This window comes from Bradyrhizobium sp. USDA 4354 (assembly GCF_054060315.1).
In genome coordinates this window covers 88,790-105,931 of sequence record NZ_JBSSDC010000001.1, presented here as the reverse complement: position 1 = coordinate 105,931, position 17,142 = coordinate 88,790, and the positions used below count along the sequence as shown (strand labels likewise).

17 protein-coding genes and 1 riboswitch are annotated in these 17,142 nt (G+C 64.6%); of the genes, 3 read left to right on the top strand and 14 right to left on the bottom strand.

The features are described from left to right. Positions 1 to 3 precede the first annotated feature (3 nt). The 7 genes from ACVIIV_RS00505 to ACVIIV_RS00475 all read right to left on the bottom strand — a co-directional run bounded on the left by ACVIIV_RS00505 (position 4) and on the right by ACVIIV_RS00475 (position 6,626). A complete protein-coding gene (locus ACVIIV_RS00505; protein ID WP_456742415.1) occupies positions 4 to 660 on the bottom strand; it encodes a hypothetical protein in 657 nt (218 codons plus the stop codon). 140 nt (positions 661 to 800) lie between these two features. Further along, entirely contained in the window at positions 801 to 2,699 is a 1,899-nt protein-coding gene (gene thiC / locus ACVIIV_RS00500) for a phosphomethylpyrimidine synthase ThiC (RefSeq protein WP_456742414.1), read from the bottom strand. Between the two features lie 273 nt (positions 2,700 to 2,972). Next, on the bottom strand, positions 2,973 to 3,599 hold the full coding sequence (locus tag ACVIIV_RS00495) for a thiamine phosphate synthase (RefSeq protein ID WP_456742413.1): 627 nt from the start codon (positions 3,597 to 3,599) through the stop codon (positions 2,973 to 2,975). Further along, complete coding sequence (locus ACVIIV_RS00490) at positions 3,586 to 4,368, bottom strand: thiazole synthase (protein WP_456748640.1); 783 nt, start codon at positions 4,366 to 4,368, stop codon at positions 3,586 to 3,588. The genes ACVIIV_RS00495 and ACVIIV_RS00490 overlap by 14 nt, the downstream gene beginning before the upstream one ends. Before the next feature lie 189 nt (positions 4,369 to 4,557). Further along, positions 4,558 to 4,755: a sulfur carrier protein ThiS gene (gene thiS / locus ACVIIV_RS00485; protein ID WP_014492903.1), complete on the bottom strand. Its 198-nt coding sequence runs from the start codon at positions 4,753 to 4,755 to the stop codon at positions 4,558 to 4,560. Next, positions 4,746 to 5,771 (bottom strand): FAD-dependent oxidoreductase, encoded by a 1,026-nt coding sequence (locus ACVIIV_RS00480; RefSeq protein ID WP_456742412.1) that lies wholly within the window; start codon positions 5,769 to 5,771, stop codon positions 4,746 to 4,748. The genes thiS and ACVIIV_RS00480 overlap by 10 nt, the downstream gene beginning before the upstream one ends. Continuing rightward, positions 5,760 to 5,887, bottom strand: a riboswitch (TPP riboswitch). It overlaps the preceding gene by 12 nt. A 193-nt stretch (positions 5,888 to 6,080) precedes the next feature. Next, a complete protein-coding gene (locus ACVIIV_RS00475) occupies positions 6,081 to 6,626 on the bottom strand; it encodes a transglycosylase SLT domain-containing protein (RefSeq protein WP_456742411.1) in 546 nt (181 codons plus the stop codon). A gap of 227 nt (positions 6,627 to 6,853) precedes the next feature. Between ACVIIV_RS00475 and ACVIIV_RS00470 the strand changes: the two genes are divergently transcribed. Beyond that, positions 6,854 to 7,054 carry a hypothetical protein gene (locus tag ACVIIV_RS00470; protein ID WP_456742410.1) on the top strand — a complete coding sequence of 67 codons (201 nt, stop codon included), beginning with the start codon at positions 6,854 to 6,856 and terminating at the stop codon, positions 7,052 to 7,054. A 39-nt stretch (positions 7,055 to 7,093) separates the two neighbouring features. Here the strand turns inward: ACVIIV_RS00470 and ACVIIV_RS00465 are convergent, their stop codons facing one another. Then, positions 7,094 to 8,461 (bottom strand): ATP-binding protein, encoded by a 1,368-nt coding sequence (locus ACVIIV_RS00465; RefSeq protein ID WP_456742409.1) that lies wholly within the window; start codon positions 8,459 to 8,461, stop codon positions 7,094 to 7,096. Between the two features lie 10 nt (positions 8,462 to 8,471). After that, entirely contained in the window at positions 8,472 to 9,242 is a 771-nt protein-coding gene (locus tag ACVIIV_RS00460) for a response regulator (RefSeq protein ID WP_456742408.1), read from the bottom strand. Positions 9,243 to 9,421: 179 nt separating this feature from the next. Between ACVIIV_RS00460 and ACVIIV_RS00455 the strand changes: the two genes are divergently transcribed. Together ACVIIV_RS00455 and ACVIIV_RS00450 are read left to right on the top strand one after the other, a co-directional pair. Next, positions 9,422 to 9,961 (top strand): hypothetical protein, encoded by a 540-nt coding sequence (locus ACVIIV_RS00455; protein ID WP_456742407.1) that lies wholly within the window; start codon positions 9,422 to 9,424, stop codon positions 9,959 to 9,961. Positions 9,962 to 10,189: 228 nt separating this feature from the next. Beyond that, on the top strand, positions 10,190 to 10,708 hold the full coding sequence (locus ACVIIV_RS00450; protein ID WP_456742406.1) for a PRC-barrel domain-containing protein: 519 nt from the start codon (positions 10,190 to 10,192) through the stop codon (positions 10,706 to 10,708). 93 nt (positions 10,709 to 10,801) lie between these two features. Here ACVIIV_RS00450 and ACVIIV_RS00445 read toward each other — a convergent pair whose 3' ends face one another. The 5 genes from ACVIIV_RS00445 to ACVIIV_RS00425 all read right to left on the bottom strand — a co-directional run bounded on the left by ACVIIV_RS00445 (position 10,802) and on the right by ACVIIV_RS00425 (position 17,014). Then, positions 10,802 to 11,632, bottom strand: a complete 831-nt coding sequence (locus ACVIIV_RS00445) for an ABC transporter permease (protein ID WP_456742405.1) — start codon at positions 11,630 to 11,632, stop codon at positions 10,802 to 10,804. Beyond that, positions 11,629 to 12,891: an ABC transporter permease gene (locus ACVIIV_RS00440; protein ID WP_456742404.1), complete on the bottom strand. Its 1,263-nt coding sequence runs from the start codon at positions 12,889 to 12,891 to the stop codon at positions 11,629 to 11,631. Before ACVIIV_RS00440 ends, ACVIIV_RS00445 begins: the two co-directional genes overlap by 4 nt. Positions 12,892 to 13,108: 217 nt before the next feature. Next, on the bottom strand, positions 13,109 to 14,158 hold the full coding sequence (locus ACVIIV_RS00435) for an ABC transporter substrate-binding protein (RefSeq protein WP_456742403.1): 1,050 nt from the start codon (positions 14,156 to 14,158) through the stop codon (positions 13,109 to 13,111). A gap of 65 nt (positions 14,159 to 14,223) precedes the next feature. Then, positions 14,224 to 15,333 (bottom strand): ABC transporter ATP-binding protein, encoded by a 1,110-nt coding sequence (locus ACVIIV_RS00430; protein WP_456742402.1) that lies wholly within the window; start codon positions 15,331 to 15,333, stop codon positions 14,224 to 14,226. A gap of 109 nt (positions 15,334 to 15,442) precedes the next feature. Then, entirely contained in the window at positions 15,443 to 17,014 is a 1,572-nt protein-coding gene (locus ACVIIV_RS00425) for a DUF4403 family protein (RefSeq protein WP_456742401.1), read from the bottom strand. Between the last annotated feature and the right edge of the window lie 128 nt (positions 17,015 to 17,142).

The window sequence follows — 17,142 nt, the reverse complement described above, 5'->3', positions numbered from 1 at the left end:
TAGTCACATAGATCGAGTCGCTGGCTTCACAATTCCTCTGCGCTCGAGAAATGACACACTATTGAACTGCTGGTTTGTAATTAGACTAAATCCTGGATTCTCATTTAGCCATCGCTTCCGCGCCTTAGTTCGAGCCTCGTTGTCTCGGATCGCCTTTAGCGCCGGGTAATGCGTGGTGATCGGATTGTCGACAGAGTCTGGATCATCGAGCGCCCGGCGTATTTGCGTCGCAATCTCAGACCGGTATGACTCGATCTTTGGAACAAGCGAGTAGATATCAGTATCGTCGATAACTATGGTCCGCATCTGATTAATGTCGAACGGTATCTTGTCGGCTGTCCGTATGATTTGCACCACTGGAAGGCGCATCATGTGACGGATCGCCAGTTCATAGAAAACATTCGGATTGTGATGCGAGAGATCAACGATCACCAAGCGAGCCTTGCCGCTTCCGACACGAAAGATAGCTTTTGCAAAGTCGAGTGCTTCTTCGAAAGAAGAAGCTGGGAAATTTCTTGAAACTCGCCGTCGCTCTTTTTGGGTTAGTGCTGTTTTCTTTCGCGCTTTCTTGCGCCCGAGCTTCTTCTTCGAGCGTGGCGGCGAAGAGCTTTCCAGAGATGCGCTGTCCGTATCTAACGGTTCTTCGATTTGCTTATCCATTTAAAAGCTCGCCCATAAATAGAAAGGATGCAGATAAGAACAAAGAGGGAACTTTGTCAAATTCAAAGATTAGAAATCCACATGGAAAGGCCGGGCTCTCGCCCGGCCTTTCGCTACGAATGGATCCCGCGTGCGCCCCCTCACAACACCCGATTACTCTCCTTCACCTTCTCCGCATCCAGATAAACGCTTGAGCCCATCTCCTTGAACTTCGCGCTCATCTTCGCCATGCCGTCCTCGGCCGTGCCCTGCATCGACATCCCCACCGAGTTCGGATCGTTCAGCGTCGCCGCATAATCCCGCACGTCCTGGGTGATCTTCATCGAGCAGAATTTTGGACCGCACATCGAGCAGAAATGGGCGACCTTGTGGGCTTCCTTCGGCAGGGTCTCGTCGTGGAAGTTTTTCGCGGTGTCCGGGTCGAGGCCGAGGTTGAACTGGTCGCTCCAGCGGAAGTCGAACCGCGCGCGGGAGAGGGCGTCGTCGCGCAGTTGCGCCGCCGGGTGGCCCTTGGCGAGGTCGGCGGCGTGGGCGGCGATCTTATAGGTGATGACGCCGGTCTTGACGTCGTTACGATCAGGGAGGCCGAGATGCTCCTTCGGCGTGACGTAGCAGAGCATGGCGCAGCCGAACCAGCCGATCATGGCGGCACCGATGCCCGACGTGATGTGGTCGTAGCCCGGCGCGATGTCGGTGGTCAGCGGCCCGAGCGTGTAGAACGGCGCCTCGCCGCATTCCTTGAGCTGCTTGTCCATGTTGATCTTGATCTTGTGCATCGGCACGTGGCCTGGGCCTTCGATCATGACCTGGCAGCCCTTGTCCCACGCGATCTTAGTGAGCTCGCCGAGCGTCTCCAGCTCCGCGAACTGCGCGCGGTCGTTGGCATCCGCGATCGAGCCCGGGCGCAGGCCGTCGCCGAGCGAGAACGAGACGTCATACTTGCGCATGAGGTCGCAGATCTCGTCGAAATGCGTATAGAGGAAGCTCTCCTTGTGATGCGCCAGGCACCACTTCGCCATGATCGAGCCGCCGCGCGACACGATGCCGGTGACGCGGTTGGCGGTGAGGTGGATGTATTGCAGGCGCACGCCGGCGTGGATGGTGAAATAGTCGACGCCCTGCTCACATTGCTCGATCAGGGTGTCCTTGTAGAGCTCCCAGGTCAGCGCCACCGGATCGCCGTTGCACTTCTCCAGCGCCTGGTAGATCGGCACGGTGCCGATCGGCACCGGGGAGTTGCGCAGGATCCACTCACGGGTGGTGTGGATGTTGCGGCCCGTCGAGAGGTCCATCACGGTGTCGGCGCCCCAGCGGATCGCCCACACCATCTTCTCGACCTCTTCCTCGACGGAGGACGTCACCGCCGAGTTGCCGATATTGGCGTTGATCTTGGTCAGGAAGTTGCGGCCGATGATCATCGGCTCGAGCTCGGAATGGTTGATGTTGGAGGGGATGATGGCGCGGCCGCGCGCGATCTCATCGCGCACGAATTCCGGCGTGATGAAGGCGGGCACCGAGGCGCCGAAGCTCTCGCCGTCGGCGAGGGCTGCTTCGGCGCGTTCGAGCTGTGCCTTGCGGCCGAGATTTTCGCGGGCGGCGACGTAGATCATCTCCTTGGTGACGATGCCGGCGCGGGCGAATTCGAGCTGGGTCACCTTGTGGCCGTCGAGGCCGCGCAGCGGCTTGTGATAGGCCGAGAAGGCGCGCGCGGCCTTGTCGGTGGAGACGCTGCCATTGTCCTCCGGCTTGATCTGCCGGCCCTCATATTCCTCGACGCCGCCGCGCTCCAGCACCCAGGCTTTGCGGTTGCGGGCAAGGCCGGCGTTGACGTCGATGGTCACGCTCGGGTCGGTGTAGGGGCCCGAGGTGTCGTAGACCGGCAGGTTCGGCTCGCCGGCGCCCTCGGAGAGGATGATCTCGCGCAAGGGCACGCGCAGATCGGGCGCGGCGTCGGGCGAGGCGAAGATCTTGCGCGAGGAGGGCAGCGGGCCGGTGGTGACGGCGGGGACGGTCTGTTGCGGGTTGGAGCGGATGTTCATGGGATCCTCCGGTTTAGTTCGTAATTCCTGGGTGCATCTCAATCTCGTCATCCTGAGGTGCGCGCACTTGCGCGCCTCGAAGGATGAAAGAGCCGGGCCGTCGCCCTTCGAGGGCCGCTGAAGAAGCGGCCACCTCAGGGTGACGGGGTGAAGAGGGTGTCTCCGTCATTGCGAGCGCAGCGAAGCAATCCAGGAATGCGTCCGCGGAAGCGGTCTGGATTGCTTCGTCGCAAGGGCTCCTCGCAATGACGCGTGGTGAGAGCGGAACATGCATCACGCCGCCTCCTTCGACAGGCCGAGCCATTGCCGCACGCGGGCATCGGGGTCGGCGTTCTGAGTGACGTCGCTGACGACAGCGATGGAGTCGGCGCCCGCTGCAAAGATCTCCGCGGCGTGCTCGAACTTGATGCCGCCGATGGCGACCAGCGGGATGGTGCCGATGCGCTGCTTCCATTCGGTAATCTTGGGAATGCCCTGCGGCTCGAAGCGCATCGATTTGAGCGTGGTGAAGAAGATCGGGCCGAGCGCGACGTAGTCCGGCTTGGCTTCGAGCGCGGTCGCAAGCTCGGCGTCGTCATGGGTGGAGATGCCGAGGAGAAGGCCCGCCTCGCGGATCGCCTTGAGGTCGGCCTCGGCGAGGTCTTCCTGGCCGAGATGCAGATATTTTGCACCCGCAACGATCGCGGCGCGCCAATAATCGTTCACCACCAGCTTGGCCGGCGTGTCCTTCGTGATCGCCAGCGCGTCGGTGATGATCTGCAGCGCATCGGCGTCGTTCAGCTCCTTGGCGCGCAGCTGGATGGTGCCGACGCCGAGCTTGGTCAGGCGTTCGACCCAAGCCAAGCTGTCGACGACAGGATAGAAGCGATCAGGATACGCGTGGCGATCAGGATACGGCATGCCAGAACGGGGTCCCAACGACAGGGGTGGAGGGGGAGGCGAAATCGCGGGCGTTCATCAGCCCGGCTTCAAAGGCGGTGCGGCCGGCATCACAGCCCAAGCGGAAGGCGTTCGCCATCGCGACGGGATCGGCGGCTTTGGCGATGGCGGTGTTGAGCAGCACGGCGTCATAGCCGAGCTCCAGCGCCTGCGCGGCGTGAGAAGGCGCCCCTAAGCCGGCGTCGACCACCAGCGTGATGTCGGGCAGCCGCTCGCGCAGCAGCTTCAGCGCGTCGCGATTGGTGATGCCCTTGGCGCTGCCGATCGGCGCGGCCCACGGCATCACCACCTTGCAGCCGGCGTCGACGAGACGGTTCGCAACCGAGAGATCTTCGGTGCAATAGGGGAACACTTCGAAGCCGTCCTTGATCAGGAGGCTTGCTGCTTCGACCAGGCCGACGACATCGGGCTGCAGCGTGTCGTTGTCGGCGATGACCTCCAGCTTGATCCAGCTGGTTCCGAACAATTCGCGTGCGAGCTTTGCCGTCGTCACAGCCTCGCGCACGGTGCGGCAGCCGGCGGTGTTCGGCAGCACGGTGACGTCGAGCTCGCGGATCAGATTCCAGAACGCGTCCCCAGTCTTGCCGCCGGCGGATTCGCGCCGCAGCGACACCGTGACGATGTTGGCGCCGGAAGCACGGATCGCGCTCTGCATGATCGCGGGCGAGGGATAGAGCGCGCTGCCGATCAAGAGGCGGGAGGCGAAGGTCTTGCCGTAGAAGGTCACCATGTTTTCAGCTTTCTTGCAGGCGACTTGCACGGACCGTCATCCTGAGGTGCGCGCACTTGCGCGCCTCGAAGGATGACAGCGCCGCTTGCGGCCATCCTTCGAGGCGAGCCGAAGGCGGCTCGCACCTCCAGCGACGAGCGCTATGCGCTCGCGCAGGTATGACGGCGGAGTTTGTGGCAGCATTCATCCTCACCCTCCCTGCCGCGGGGTGATGATCTCGATCTCGTCACCGGCCTTCAGAGCGGTTTCGGCCCAGCGGCTTTTCGGCACGACGTCGTAGTTCAGCGCGATGGCGAAATGGGTGCCTTCGTAGTCGAGCTCTGAGAGCAGCGCGTCGACGCTGGCCGAATTCACCTCGCGCTGCTCGCCGTTGACGATCACAAGCACTGCATCACCTCGTTGTCGATCTGGCCGCGCTGGACATAAGCGAGCGTCAGCTCGGCGAGAACAGGCGCGATCAGGAAGCCGTGGCGGTAGAGCCCGTTGACGCTGATCTTGCCGCCGCGAATGCCGATACGCGGCAGGTTGTCCGGATAGGCGGGACGAAGCCCCGAGCCGAATTCGACGATGCGCGCCTCGCCGAAGGCCGGATGCACCGTGTAGGCTGCACCCAAGAGCTCCAGCGCCGAGCGCACGCTGACGCCAGTGTCCTCCGCCTCGATCGAGGTCGCGCCCAGCATGAACAGGCCGTTCTCGCGCGGGATCACATAGAGCGGCCAACGCGGATGGATCAGCCGCACCGGGCGCGCCAGCTGCACCTCGTGGCTCTCGATCAGGATCATCTCGCCCTTGACGCCGCGCAACTCAGGCTGCTCGTCGCGGGCGCCAAGGCCGCGGCAGTCGATCACGATGCCTTTAGGATCCAGGTTTGCGAGATCGTTTGCGGTGACGTCGCTGCAAAACCTGATGGTGCCGCCGGCGGCGCGGATGCGCTCGTGCAGCTTCGGCAGCACGCGGCGCGGCTCGACATGGCCCTCGGCCGGGAAGAACAGCGCGTCGCGAAAGCGGCCCTCCAGCGACGGCTCGAGCTCGGCGAGGGCGGCGGCATCGAGCCGGCGGTGATCCTCGGTCATGCGCGCAAAGCGCTCGAAATCGTTGCGCTCGCGTGGGAGCGCAACGACGAGCGAGCCGTTGAAAGGCGTGTCGGGCAGCTCGCGCCGCCAGATATCGAGCGAGCGCAGCCCCAGGCGGCTGATGATGGGTTCTGCGACCTCGGCCTCGCAATAGGGCGCGAGCATGCCGCCGGCCCAATGGCTGGTGGCGTCCGTCATCGCCTCGTCACCGCGCTCGTGCAAGGTCACGGCGTGACCGGCCTGTGCGAACAGCAGGGCCTGCCAGGCGCCGGCAATGCCTGCGCCGATGATGGATACCGGTGAATCCGGTCGCTTGGTCGTTTGTGACATCCCTGTCCCTTCGCCGGCATGACCCGGATCAGGTTCAAAGGGTCACCGCGGTCCTGGGCGGTATTGCCCATTTAGCGGTATCTCAGCTCCTCCTCGGAGCACCCCTCGGAACGGCGCTAATGTATGCCAGCGGGGCGGGGTGGTCAACGCGTGTTGGCGGGAACCCAGGTGTGCCCCGGACGCGATGCAGCGCGCCGCCTCTTGGCGGTGTGATGCGTCGCCGAGCCGGGGCCCATTTTTGCGTGGAGCGCTGGGTCCCGGTTCAGCGCCGCGGCGCTTTTGCGCCGCAGCTTGCCCGGGACACGAAAACTACTTCAACGCCTGCGCCCGCGCGTTGCGCACGCGCTGGGCGAGCTTCCGGTGCGACGCAGTGCCGAACATCGGCTGCGGATTGCCGTTCGGCTCGAGCCACGGCTCGCCCATGGTGTCGCCCGCATTGGCGACCTGCACGGCCTCCTGGCGCTGGCGCTTTGCAGCGTAGTAATAGCCGCCCGCGAAATAACGCACGGCTCGGGCGTGGTCGCCATTGGCGGCGCGGTAGGCGCCGGCGAGGTATTTCACCGCATAAGTGAGGTTGGTGTTGGGATCGCGCAGGCCGGCGGCATCGCCGGTGTAGCCGAGGCCGCGGGCGGTCGCGAGCTTGATCTGCATCAGCCCGATGGTGCCGCCGCGGCCGACCAGGTGCGGCTGATAGCGGCTCTCGCGCATGATGACGCGATGCACCAGCGCCTCCGGCACGCCGTTGGCGCGGGCATGGGCCGCGACCATCTCGGCGTATTCGGCTTCGCCGGCTATAGCGGCCTGCGTCATCATCAGCCCTGCCGCAACGAGCACGGCAATACGTAATATTTTCATTGAATATTCCTCGGCAGAACGGACTTGCACCCTCGCGCGTTAGGCCGTGGGAACACGGCGATGATGTGGCGAAATGTCACCAGCGGCGATTTTCGCCGGGCCGTCGCTTTTACGACTTAAACATGGGTTAAGTTTGTAGCTGGTGGAGCGCCTTACGCGACAGCGGGTCTGTCCTTCGCGCATTCGCCCAAAATCGCTGATCAAAACCAGCACTCGGGAGGACGTCCATGACCCCAGCAGACATCGACGACATTCCCAAGCAGAACCCCTGTGCACAATGTGGCACACCGATCCCGTTCCCGGACTGGATCGAGCCGGGTGAAGGCCGCGTTTCCTATCTCTGGAAGTGCCAGGCCTGCGGCTACCGCTTCGAGGCAGTAGCGATATTCGATGAGCATGCGATCAAGCATCCGCCGCTCGCGGCTTGAATTGCTGGCTTAAGGGCGCATGATCTCTCCGGAAAACCGCTACACACTTTGCGCTAACGCGGCCCTTCGGGTCCGGATCATGCGCCAAGCCGCCAGCCGCGGCCCCTGCCACACCGGCAATTGCATCCGCACGATCAAGCCATGCGGCTTGCGGTCGTGCAGCGACAGCTCGCCGCCATGGGCGAGCGCGATCGCGCGCGCGATCGAGAGGCCGAGCCCGAAGCCGGTGGACTCGTCCATGGTGCGCGCGTCGTCGCCGCGCACGAACGGCTCCAGCACTTCCTGCTTGCGCGCATCCGAAATGCCGGGGCCGTCGTCCTCGACGTCGATGACGAGCGTGGTGTCCGAGACGTCGAGGCGGATCGTCACCTCGGCGCCGAACCGCACCGCGTTCTCGACCAGATTGGTGACGCCGCGATGCAGATCGTCGGGCCGCGCGGCGGCGGTCGCGGACGCCGGCCCATCGTAATGCACGACATGGCCCACGTCGCCGAACTGATCGGCGACCAGCTGCAGCGTGCTGGCGATGTCGACCAGCGTCACCGCCTCGATCTTGCGATCGTTGCGCAAGAGCGACAGCACCGATTCCAGCATCGCGCGCATCTGGTCGAGATCGATCAGCATGCGCTTGCGGTTGCCCTCGTCCTCGATGAACTCGGCACGCAGGCGCAGCCGCGTGATCGGCGTGCGCAGATCGTGGCTGATCGCGGCCAGCATCCTGGTGCGGTCCGACATCAGCCGCGCGATCCGCTCGTGCATGCGGTTGAGCGCGCGCGCCACTGAGCGGATCTCTTCCGGGCCGCGCTCGGGCAGCGGCTCGGCGGTGCCGTCGAGACTGAAGGTCTCCGCGGCCTTGGCGAAGGACGACAGCGGCCTCGTCAGCGCACGCGCCGCCCACAGGCCAAGCACGGTGACGCAGATGAAGGCGCTCATCAGCGCGGTCAGCCAGGGCCCGCCCCAGAACCACGGCCGCGGGCCGCCATCGACATGGCCCGCGATCACGGTCCCGTCGGGCAATTGCACGCCGATACGGGGCTCGATACTGCCTGATGCCAGCAGTCCGGTCTTGAAGGCGCGGCCGAGATGGCGGCGCATCGCGCGCAGATGCAGGCTGTCGCTCTCCTCGAGATTTGCCGTGCCGGGCGCCAGCACCTCGATGCCGAGCCTGGGGAAGGCGCGCGCGAGATCGGTGGCGAGGCGCGGACGCTCGCTCGCCTCCGCCGCGCCGAGCAGCAGCGCGGCATCGGCCAGTTGATGCGCCCTGTCCGGCGAGGCAACAGGGCGGTCCGGCCGGCTGATCAGGAAGGCGGTGGTGACGACGAGATGGAGCGCCACTGTCGAGGCCAGCACCAGTGCGGCGATCTGCCCGCCGATGCCCTTGAGGTGGAAGAACGAGAACGGCTTCATCGTCGGCCCGTCAGCTGCTCAGGGGCACTGCGACCGCTTCGGGGCTTGCTGCCTCAGTTCTGGCGACCTCGGTTCGGGGCGTGAACAGATAGCCGCCGGAGCGCACCGTCTTGATGAGGGTGGGATCGGCCGGATTGGGCTCGATCTTGCGGCGGATGCGGCTGACCAGCACGTCGATGGAGCGCTCGAACGAGCCGGTGGTGCGTCCTTGCGTGAGGTCGAGCAGGCTGTCGCGCGACAGCACGCGGCCGGGGCGCTCGCAGAACGTGCGCAAGAGATCGAACTCGGCGCTGGTCACCGCGACGCGCGCGCCTTCGGGATTGCGCAATTCGCGCAGGCGCAGATCGATGCGCCAGCCTTCGAAGGCGAGCGTGGAGGCGCCCGCGATCGTGCTCGCCGCCAGCGCCGCGGCCTGACGGCGCAGCACCGCGTTGATGCGGGCGAGCAGCTCGCGCGGATTGAACGGCTTCGGCAGATAGTCGTCCGCGCCCATTTCGAGGCCGACGATGCGATCGACGTCCTCGCCGCGCGCGGTCAGCATGATGATCGGCGTCTGCGATTCGGCGCGCACCTTGCGGCATAGGCTGAGGCCGTCCTCGCCAGGCAGCATGACATCGAGAATGATGAGGTCGACGCGGTGATCGGTCATGGCGCGAGACATCTCGCGGCCGTCGCTCACGGCGGTGACGTTGCAGGCGTTGTTGCGCAGATACTTCGCAATCAACGTCCGGGTCTCGCGGTCGTCCTCGACGACCAGGATATTGGGATTGGGAATGGCCATGCGCTTTGTTTGTCCAAGATTCAGGCCAAATGGCGAAGATTTTTGTTTCAGAGTGTTTCCATAAGTCCCGTCGCAATGCCGGGACATGACGGGCGGTGGAACGACAAGATCTCATTAAGGCCGCTAACCATACGGTGACGCCGTTCGCCACGAAACCCCGCAAGAATCACGGAGCCATCATGACCTCGATTTCGGCGGCCTCCGCCGGCAGCCACCAGTCGCCGTTGCAGCGGCTGCAGCAGGAATTGCAATCGCAAGTCTCCGCCGGCACGATCTCGTCGTCGGACCAGTCCGCGCTGTCGACGGCGTTGACCGACATCGACACCGCGCTCCAGCGGAGCCGGGCAGGCGGTCAGTCGAGCGGCACGCGTCCCTCCAAGGAGGAGATGCAGTCGAAGATCGACGATCTCATCTCGAACGAAGTCTCGAACGGGACGCTGACCTCCGACCAGGCCGAGGAGCTGAAGAGCGTGTTTCAGTCCGCCTTCGCGAGCGGTCCCGGCGGCGCGGGCGATCCGTCGCCGGACGACAATTCGTCGGATTCGTCGACGACCGACACGACCGGCAGCGCGTCGGCCGACGCGACGACCAAGGATATCCTCCAGCAATTCCTCCAGGCGCTCCAGCAATCGCAATCGTCTGCATCGTCGTATGGTGCCAACGGCAGCTCAACCGGCAATTCGAGCTTCTCCGCCCTTCTGATCGACTACGAGAGCTGACCCAGGCGACGTCAGGTCGGCGCGGTCCTCGCCGCGGTCATGCTTCACCCCAGGGCGCATGGTTGTCGGCGGGGAACCGTGCATCGCAAAATGTTCCTGAGTGACGCAGGAACAAGCCTTGTGAGTTCTCCGCTCGCGCATTGCGCGACGAAATTGCGGCGCGCACGGAACTGCGCGTGATCAGCGCTGTTTTCTCCGCACAAGGTTTTCGTTGAAGGAGAGGACACCATGATGAAATCGATCGTCGCCGGCCTTGCCGGCACAGCACTGCTCGCGACCGCTGCGTTCGCGCAAACGCCGCCCGCCACTACCGACAAGGCGCCGGCCGCGGCTACCGCCACGACGACGAGCGCGTCCGACCAGTGGCGTGTGTCGAAAATGTCGGGCGTGAAGGTCTATAACGAGGCCAAAGAGAACATCGGCTCGATCAACGATCTCCTGATGGACAAGAGCGGCGCCATCAAGATCGCCGTGATCGGCGTCGGCGGCTTCCTCGGCATGGGCGAGCATCTGGTTGCGGTGCCCTACGAGAAGCTGAAGTTCGTCAACGAGCCCGTCGCCTACAGCGGCACGGCGGCCACCAGCCCGCCCGGTCGGCCGGCCTCGACCACGACGACCGGCGCGGCGACCGGAACCGACAAGCCTGCGGCGACCACGACCTCGTCGAAGTGGTATCCGGACCACGCCGTGTTCAATGCGAGCAAGGACGAGCTGAAGAACATGCCCGAGTTCAAGTACTCGGAGTAATGCGGCTCGCGTAACCGCCTGAACGAAGCGCGCCCGGTTTTCACTGGGCGCGCTGTCGTGTCCTGTTCACCTCGCCGGATGCGGCGCTGCCGCTCAACTGCCGCTGCCCTTGAGCCGTTCGTTGCGCCGGCGCAGGCCTTCCAGGGTGGCGAGGAGGATGACCGAGATTGTCGTCAAAATCACCGCCGCTGCCGTGATGGTTGGGCTGATGTTCTCGCGGATGCCGCTGAACATCTCGCGCGGCAGGGTGCGCTGCTCGGGACCTGCCATGAACAGCACGATCACCACCTCATCGAAGCTGGTCGCGAAGGCGAACAGCGCGCCCGAGGCGAGGCCGGGCAGGATCAGCGGCAGGATCACGCGTCGGAACGCGTAGATTGGCGAGGCGCCGAGCGAGGCGGCGGCGCGCGCCAGATTGGTGTCGAAGCTTTGCAGCGTCGCGCCGACCGTGATCACCACGAAGGGTGTCGCCAGCGCGGTATGAGCCAGGATCAGGCCGAGATAGCTGCCGGTCAGTCCGATCGGTGCGAAAAAGAAATAAAGGCCGACCGCGGTGATGACCCCGGGCACGACGACCGGCGACAGCACGAAGGCCAGTACGAGCGGTTTGAACCGGCTCTTCCATTGCGCCAGCCCCAGCGCGGCCAGCGTGCCAAGGACCATGGACAGCAGCGTCGAGGCGACGCCGATGATCATGCTGTTCTTGAGCGAATTCATCCAGCGCGGCGAATTGATGAAGTCGTCGTACCAGCGCAAGGAAAGTCCCGGCAGTGGATACGTGAGGTACGAGCCCGAGCTGAAGGACAGCGGCATGATCGCAAGGATCGGCGCGATCAGGAAGATGAACACCAGCGTCGAAAGGACGATGGTCGCGGTCCAGGCGATGCGCTGGCTGGGCGTGCGGAGGGAGGAATTGTCGCTCAATTCTTCATGCCTCCCGTGACCTGCTGGCCCTGCACCAGCTTGCCGTAGACGAGGGCGAGCAGAAGCGTGGCCAGCAGCAGCACCGCTCCCAGTGCCGAAGCAAGGCCCCAATTGGCGGTCTCGGTCGTGTAGAGCGCGATGAAGTAGCTGATCATCTGGTCGGCGGCGCCGCCGACGAGGGCCGGCGTGATGTAGTAGCCGAGCGCCAGAATGAAGACGAGCAGGCTTCCGGCGCCGATGCCGGGCAGGGTTTGCGGCAGGTAGATCCGCAGGAAAGCGGTGAGAGGCGGCGCACCAAGCGAGGCGGCGGCACGCATGTAAGCAGGCGAGATCGCCTTCATGCTGCTGTACAGCGGCAGGATCATGAACGGCAGGAGCACGTGGGTCATGGCCACGCAGACGCCGAAGCGGTTGTAGATCAGGCGCAACGGCTCGTCGATGATGCCAAGCCAGTGCAGGCTGTCGTTCACGACGCCCTTGCTCTGCAACAGGACGATCCAGGCGCAGGTGCGGACCAGAAGCGAGGTCCAGAACGGCAGCAGGACGAAGATCATCAGCAGGTTCGAGCGGGCCGGCGGCAGCGTCGCCAAGAGGTAAGCGACGGGGAAGCCGAGGATCAGGCAGAGGGCCGTGACACTGATGCTGATGAGGAAGGTACGGGCGAAAATGTCACGGTAGATGGCTTGATCAGGCGGGGCTGCGACGATCGTGCCGTCCGCATTCCTGACAAGGTCGAGCGCGGCGAGAAGGTAGAAGCCGGTCACCGGGCCGCCGGCGTCCTTGATGGTCGTCCAGGTGGCGCGTTCGCGCCAGGCCGGATTGATCTTGCCCAATGTCTCCTTTGCCGTCCCTCGCTCCGGGGCCGCCTTCAGATTGCGCGCCGTGCTGGTCAGGATCGTGCGGAAGCCGTTCAGCGCGTAGTTGAGCCGCTTGGCCGCAATCGCGATCGTGCCGGCGGCGCGCGCGGCCAGGATATCGCTTGCCAGCGCCGCGTAGGCGGCCTCGTCCGGCAGGTCCCTGCCGTCCCAGCTGGCGAGAGCAGCTATGGTTTGGGGGAGGACTTGGCGTACCTCGCGGTCATCGACCGAGCGCCACAGCATGCCGGCAATGGGCCCAGCGAAGGTGAAGAGCAGGAAGACGAGCAGCGGCAGGACCAGCGCCAATGCCTTGACCTGGCGTGCCCGCTCTGCGCGCCTCAATCGGCGCTTGAGCGGCACCTCGGCCCTGGTATCGGCGCCGATCGCGGGCGCTGCTGTCATGGAGAAAGCCTCTTGGAGCAGCCTGAGCAAGCGCCTCGTCCTTCGAGACGACCGCTTCGCGGTCTCCTCATGATGAGGCTCATTGATAGCGGTGCCTGTAAAGACGTCGCCCCAACCTCCGTCCTCATCCTGAGGAGCCCGCCCAAGGCGGGCGTCTCGAAGGATGGCCGCAACGAGACGGCTTGCAATGCGCGCCGCACGCCGGTGCTGTCGCGCGTTATTTCGCGGCCCATTTGTTGAAGCGCTCGGTCAGGCGGTCGATGTTCTCGAGCCAGAAGGCAACGTTGATCTCGACCGCGTTCTTGATGTTGTCAGGCGCTGTCGGCAGGTCCTTCAGGACGGCGGGCGCGAGCCGGGCGGCTGCGTCCTTGTTCGAGGTGCCATAGGCAATGTTCTCCGATAGCTTTGACTGGTTCTCCGCCTTGCCGACGAAGTCGAGGAACTTGTAGGCAGCGTCCTTGTTCGGGCTCCCCTTCAGGATGACCCAGCTGTCGAGAGTGAACAGCGCGCCGTCCCACACCATGCCGAAGTTCTTCTTCTCGTTCTTGTTCGCGGTATCGATGCGTCCATTGTAGACCGAGGTCATCGCCACCTCGCCGGAGGCGAGCAATTGCGGCGGCTGGGCACCGGCCTTCCACCAGACGATGTCGCCCTTGATAGTGTCAAGCTTCTTGAAGGCGCGATCGACGCCTTCGTCGGTCGCCAGCACCTTGTAGACGTCCTTCGGTGCGACGCCGTCGGCCATGAGCGCGATCTCCAGCGTCGTCTTCGGGCCCTGACGCAAGGCGCGCTTGCCCGGAATCTTCTTGGTATCGAAGAAGTCGGCCCAGCCGTTAGGAGCCTGCTTCAGCTTGTCCTTGTCGTAGCCGAGCACGAAATCGTAGAGGATGGCGCCGACGCCGCAAGCGTTGACCGACGGCGGGATATAGGCGGCCTCGCCGCCGATCTTGGAATAGTCCAGCTTCTCGAACAGGCCTTCCTCGCAGCCGACCGCGAGCTCGTCGCTCTCGACCTGGACGACGTCCCAGGTGGCGGCACCTCCCTGCACCTTGGCGCGCAACACGCCGACGCCGCCGTCCCAGGATTCGTCGTTCATCGCAACGCCGGACGCCTTCTTGAACGGCTCGAAATAGACCTTCTTCTGGGCATCCTGATATGCGCCGCCCCACGAGACGACCGTGAGGTCACGCGCCTCTGCGATCGTAACCAGCGCAGCGCTGGCGCTGAACGCCGCGGCGAAACCCAGAGCAATCTTGCGCTTCAGCATGGTCTTCGTTCCTTCTTCATGTGAGTTGCATTGACATTGATTGTTTCAGCTCCGCTGTCGGTAGATCAGACGGGATCGAGGGCGAGGCAGTCCTCCGGGCGGAAGGTGATGAATACGGCCTCGCCATGTCTCAGGCTGTCATGCGCGCCCGGCTGAAGCTTCACCATGAACTCCCCGTTGCCGGCGACATCGAGCACGGCCAGCGCGTGGTCGCCGAGATAGATGGTGTTCTGCACTCTGGCCGCCAGCCGGTTCGGTCCTTCGCCGGAGGTGCCGTTCGGGACAATGGCGACACGCTCCGGCCGCACCGACAGGGAGGTCGATGCGCCCGCGCCTGACACGTTGACCGCCCGTGCGGTCACGGCGCCGCCACCGGCCAGCGCGACGCGGCAATAGTCCGTGTCGATCGTCTCGACGGTACCGGCCAGCACATTGTTCTCGCCGATGAAATGGGCGACGAAGCTGTTCACCGGATGCTCATACAGCGCGTCGGGCTTGTCGATCTGCTGCACGATGCCGTCGTTGAACACGGCGATGCGGTCCGACATGGTGAGCGCTTCGCTCTGATCGTGAGTGACGTAGACGATCGTGATGCCCATCGTCTCGTGCAGCTGCTTGATCTCCAGCTGCATCTGCTCCCGCAGGCGCTTGTCCAGGGCGCCCAGGGGCTCGTCCATCAGCACGAGCTGCGGATTGAAGACCAGCGCGCGGGCCAGCGCCACGCGCTGCTGCTGCCCGCCGGACAGTTGCCCGGGCCGCCGGTGGGCCAGGGTTTCCATCTTGATCATGCGCAACGCCGCAGCTACGCGCTCCTGCGTTTCCGCCTTGTTCGACTTGCGAACCGATAGCGGGAAGGCGATGTTTTCCGCGATCGTCAGGTGCGGAAACAGCGCGTAGTTCTGGAACACCATGCCGATGTCGCGCTTGTGCGGCGGCACGTTCTTGATCGGCCGGTCCGCGAGGTAGATCTCGCCATGCGTCGGAACCTCGAAGCCGGCCAGCATCATCAGCGTGGTCGTCTTGCCCGAGCCCGACGGGCCGAGCAGGGTGATGAACTCGCCCTTCCTGATGTCGAGATCGAGGTTTTTCACCACGAGATGCTCGCCATCATAGGTCTTCTGAATGCCGGAAAAACGCACCAGCGCCGGCGCGGGTGTGACCATGCCGGCTTTCATGTTGTCCTCGCGTTGTCCCCTAACAATGCCGTGCGAGATTAGCATCCTCCAGCGAGAATGCCAGCGGTGCAAGCAACGAAGAGGCGTGCGGGCCCGGCGAGTGGGCGCGCTACATCCCCGACAGCTTCGTCACATACACATTCAGCGAGCCGCCGGCTTCGGCGACCACGCGCAGCGTCTTGGAATCGAAGGCGATGTCGGCGAGAGTCAGGCTGTCGATCTTGGCCTCGACCTTGAGGCCGTCCTCGCTCTTCTGGTAGTCGGCGATTGCGGCCGCGATCTTCTCGCGGGCGTTCGCAGCGATAGGCTTCAGATCGAGCGTTGCCTTCTGCAGCAGCGCCTGCTGCATCTGCGGCACGACCGCGCGCGCCGCCGCTCCCAAGAGGCCGAAGGCCGCTTCGGACTCGACCGCGAGCTCGATGTCGGCGAGCCGCAGCATCTGCCGCGCCTGGTCGAGCATCGGCCGGCCCCAGATGTGCACGGTCGCCTCGGCGCCGAGGCCGAACCAGCTCTTCTTCTCCTTGGCGCGCACCAGAAGCGAGATCAGCAGCCGGTCGCCCGAGGGGACGACGTTGGCGCTCTTGACGGTGACGTCGACCGGGCCGGAGCCGTCCTCGGGATAGGTGCGGCCAACCATCTGGGCTGCGATCAGCTTGTTGATCTCGGTGAAGGGCACGTCGATCGGGACGCCGATGTTCACGCCTGTGCCGGTCGGCGGCACGATCGAGATCTTGTCGGGGAACGGACAGTCGGGCTTGGTCGATGTCGAGGTCACGCGTGTCTCGGCTTCGAGGCCGAGCAGCAGCGTCACGGCCTGCGCATCGACGCGCGGCTGCGCGGCGATGGCGCGGACCGGTTTCATCTCGAGCCAGAGCGGCGGCAGCGCGGCCGAGGAGCTAGATCCTTGCAGCGGGATCGAGCGGCAGGCCTTGGTCCATTGCGCCCTGGCGTTCTCCCGCAGCGATGGATCGTTGCGGATGCGCTCGGAGACGGCGTTGATCTGCTCGCCGACGGTCTTGTCGATCAGCGGCTTCACCTGCGCCGGCACGTTGACCTTGGCGCCGGCGACGTTGAGATTGGTATCGCCGAGATTGACCTGGGCGCCGAGATTGGGCTCCAGGTGCCAGGCGGCGGCGAGCTTCGGGCGCGAGGTGACGACCACGTTGCCCTTGATCTCGGCGCTGGCGTTCAAATTCTTGATGTTGACCGCGCCGATCCGTTTTGCCGCATCGCCACCGAGCACGCCGCCGAGCGCGTCGCCAAGCGCGCCTGTGGCTTTGGATGACAGCGAGCCGGTCACATTGAGCTTGCCTGTGAGCGGGGTCGAGATCGTCAGCACGTCATTGTCGCCAGTGGCCGCCATCGGCCCGCGCACGGCGGACCAGCCGATATCGGCGTTCTCCAGGATCTGCGAGATTGGGTTGTCGGCCTTCCCGGCGAAATTGCGCGGTGCAGCCTTCTCGGCCTGCTCACGGATCGCCGACAGCGCGATGGCGACCGGTGCGACCACGATCGAGCTCTTCGAAGCCGGCGGCAGCGGCGGCAATTGCGCGACGACCGGCGTCGCCGAATTCGTCGCGCGCGGCGACAGCAAGTCCATCGCCTTCAGGCTGATGAAGAACGACGCCGCGAGCACTGCGACGCCGATCAGGATGGTCTTCAAATTCCACGTAAGTCGCATCAATCCCCCAAGCCGCCCCGGCGGGGATTTTACAGGGCGGGCGAGGAGGGCGCTAGAGCGCACCGGTGGGGTGGAATTGGGGCGAACAGGTTAACGGCTGCGAATGCGCCGTGGCCGTCTTCTCAGGC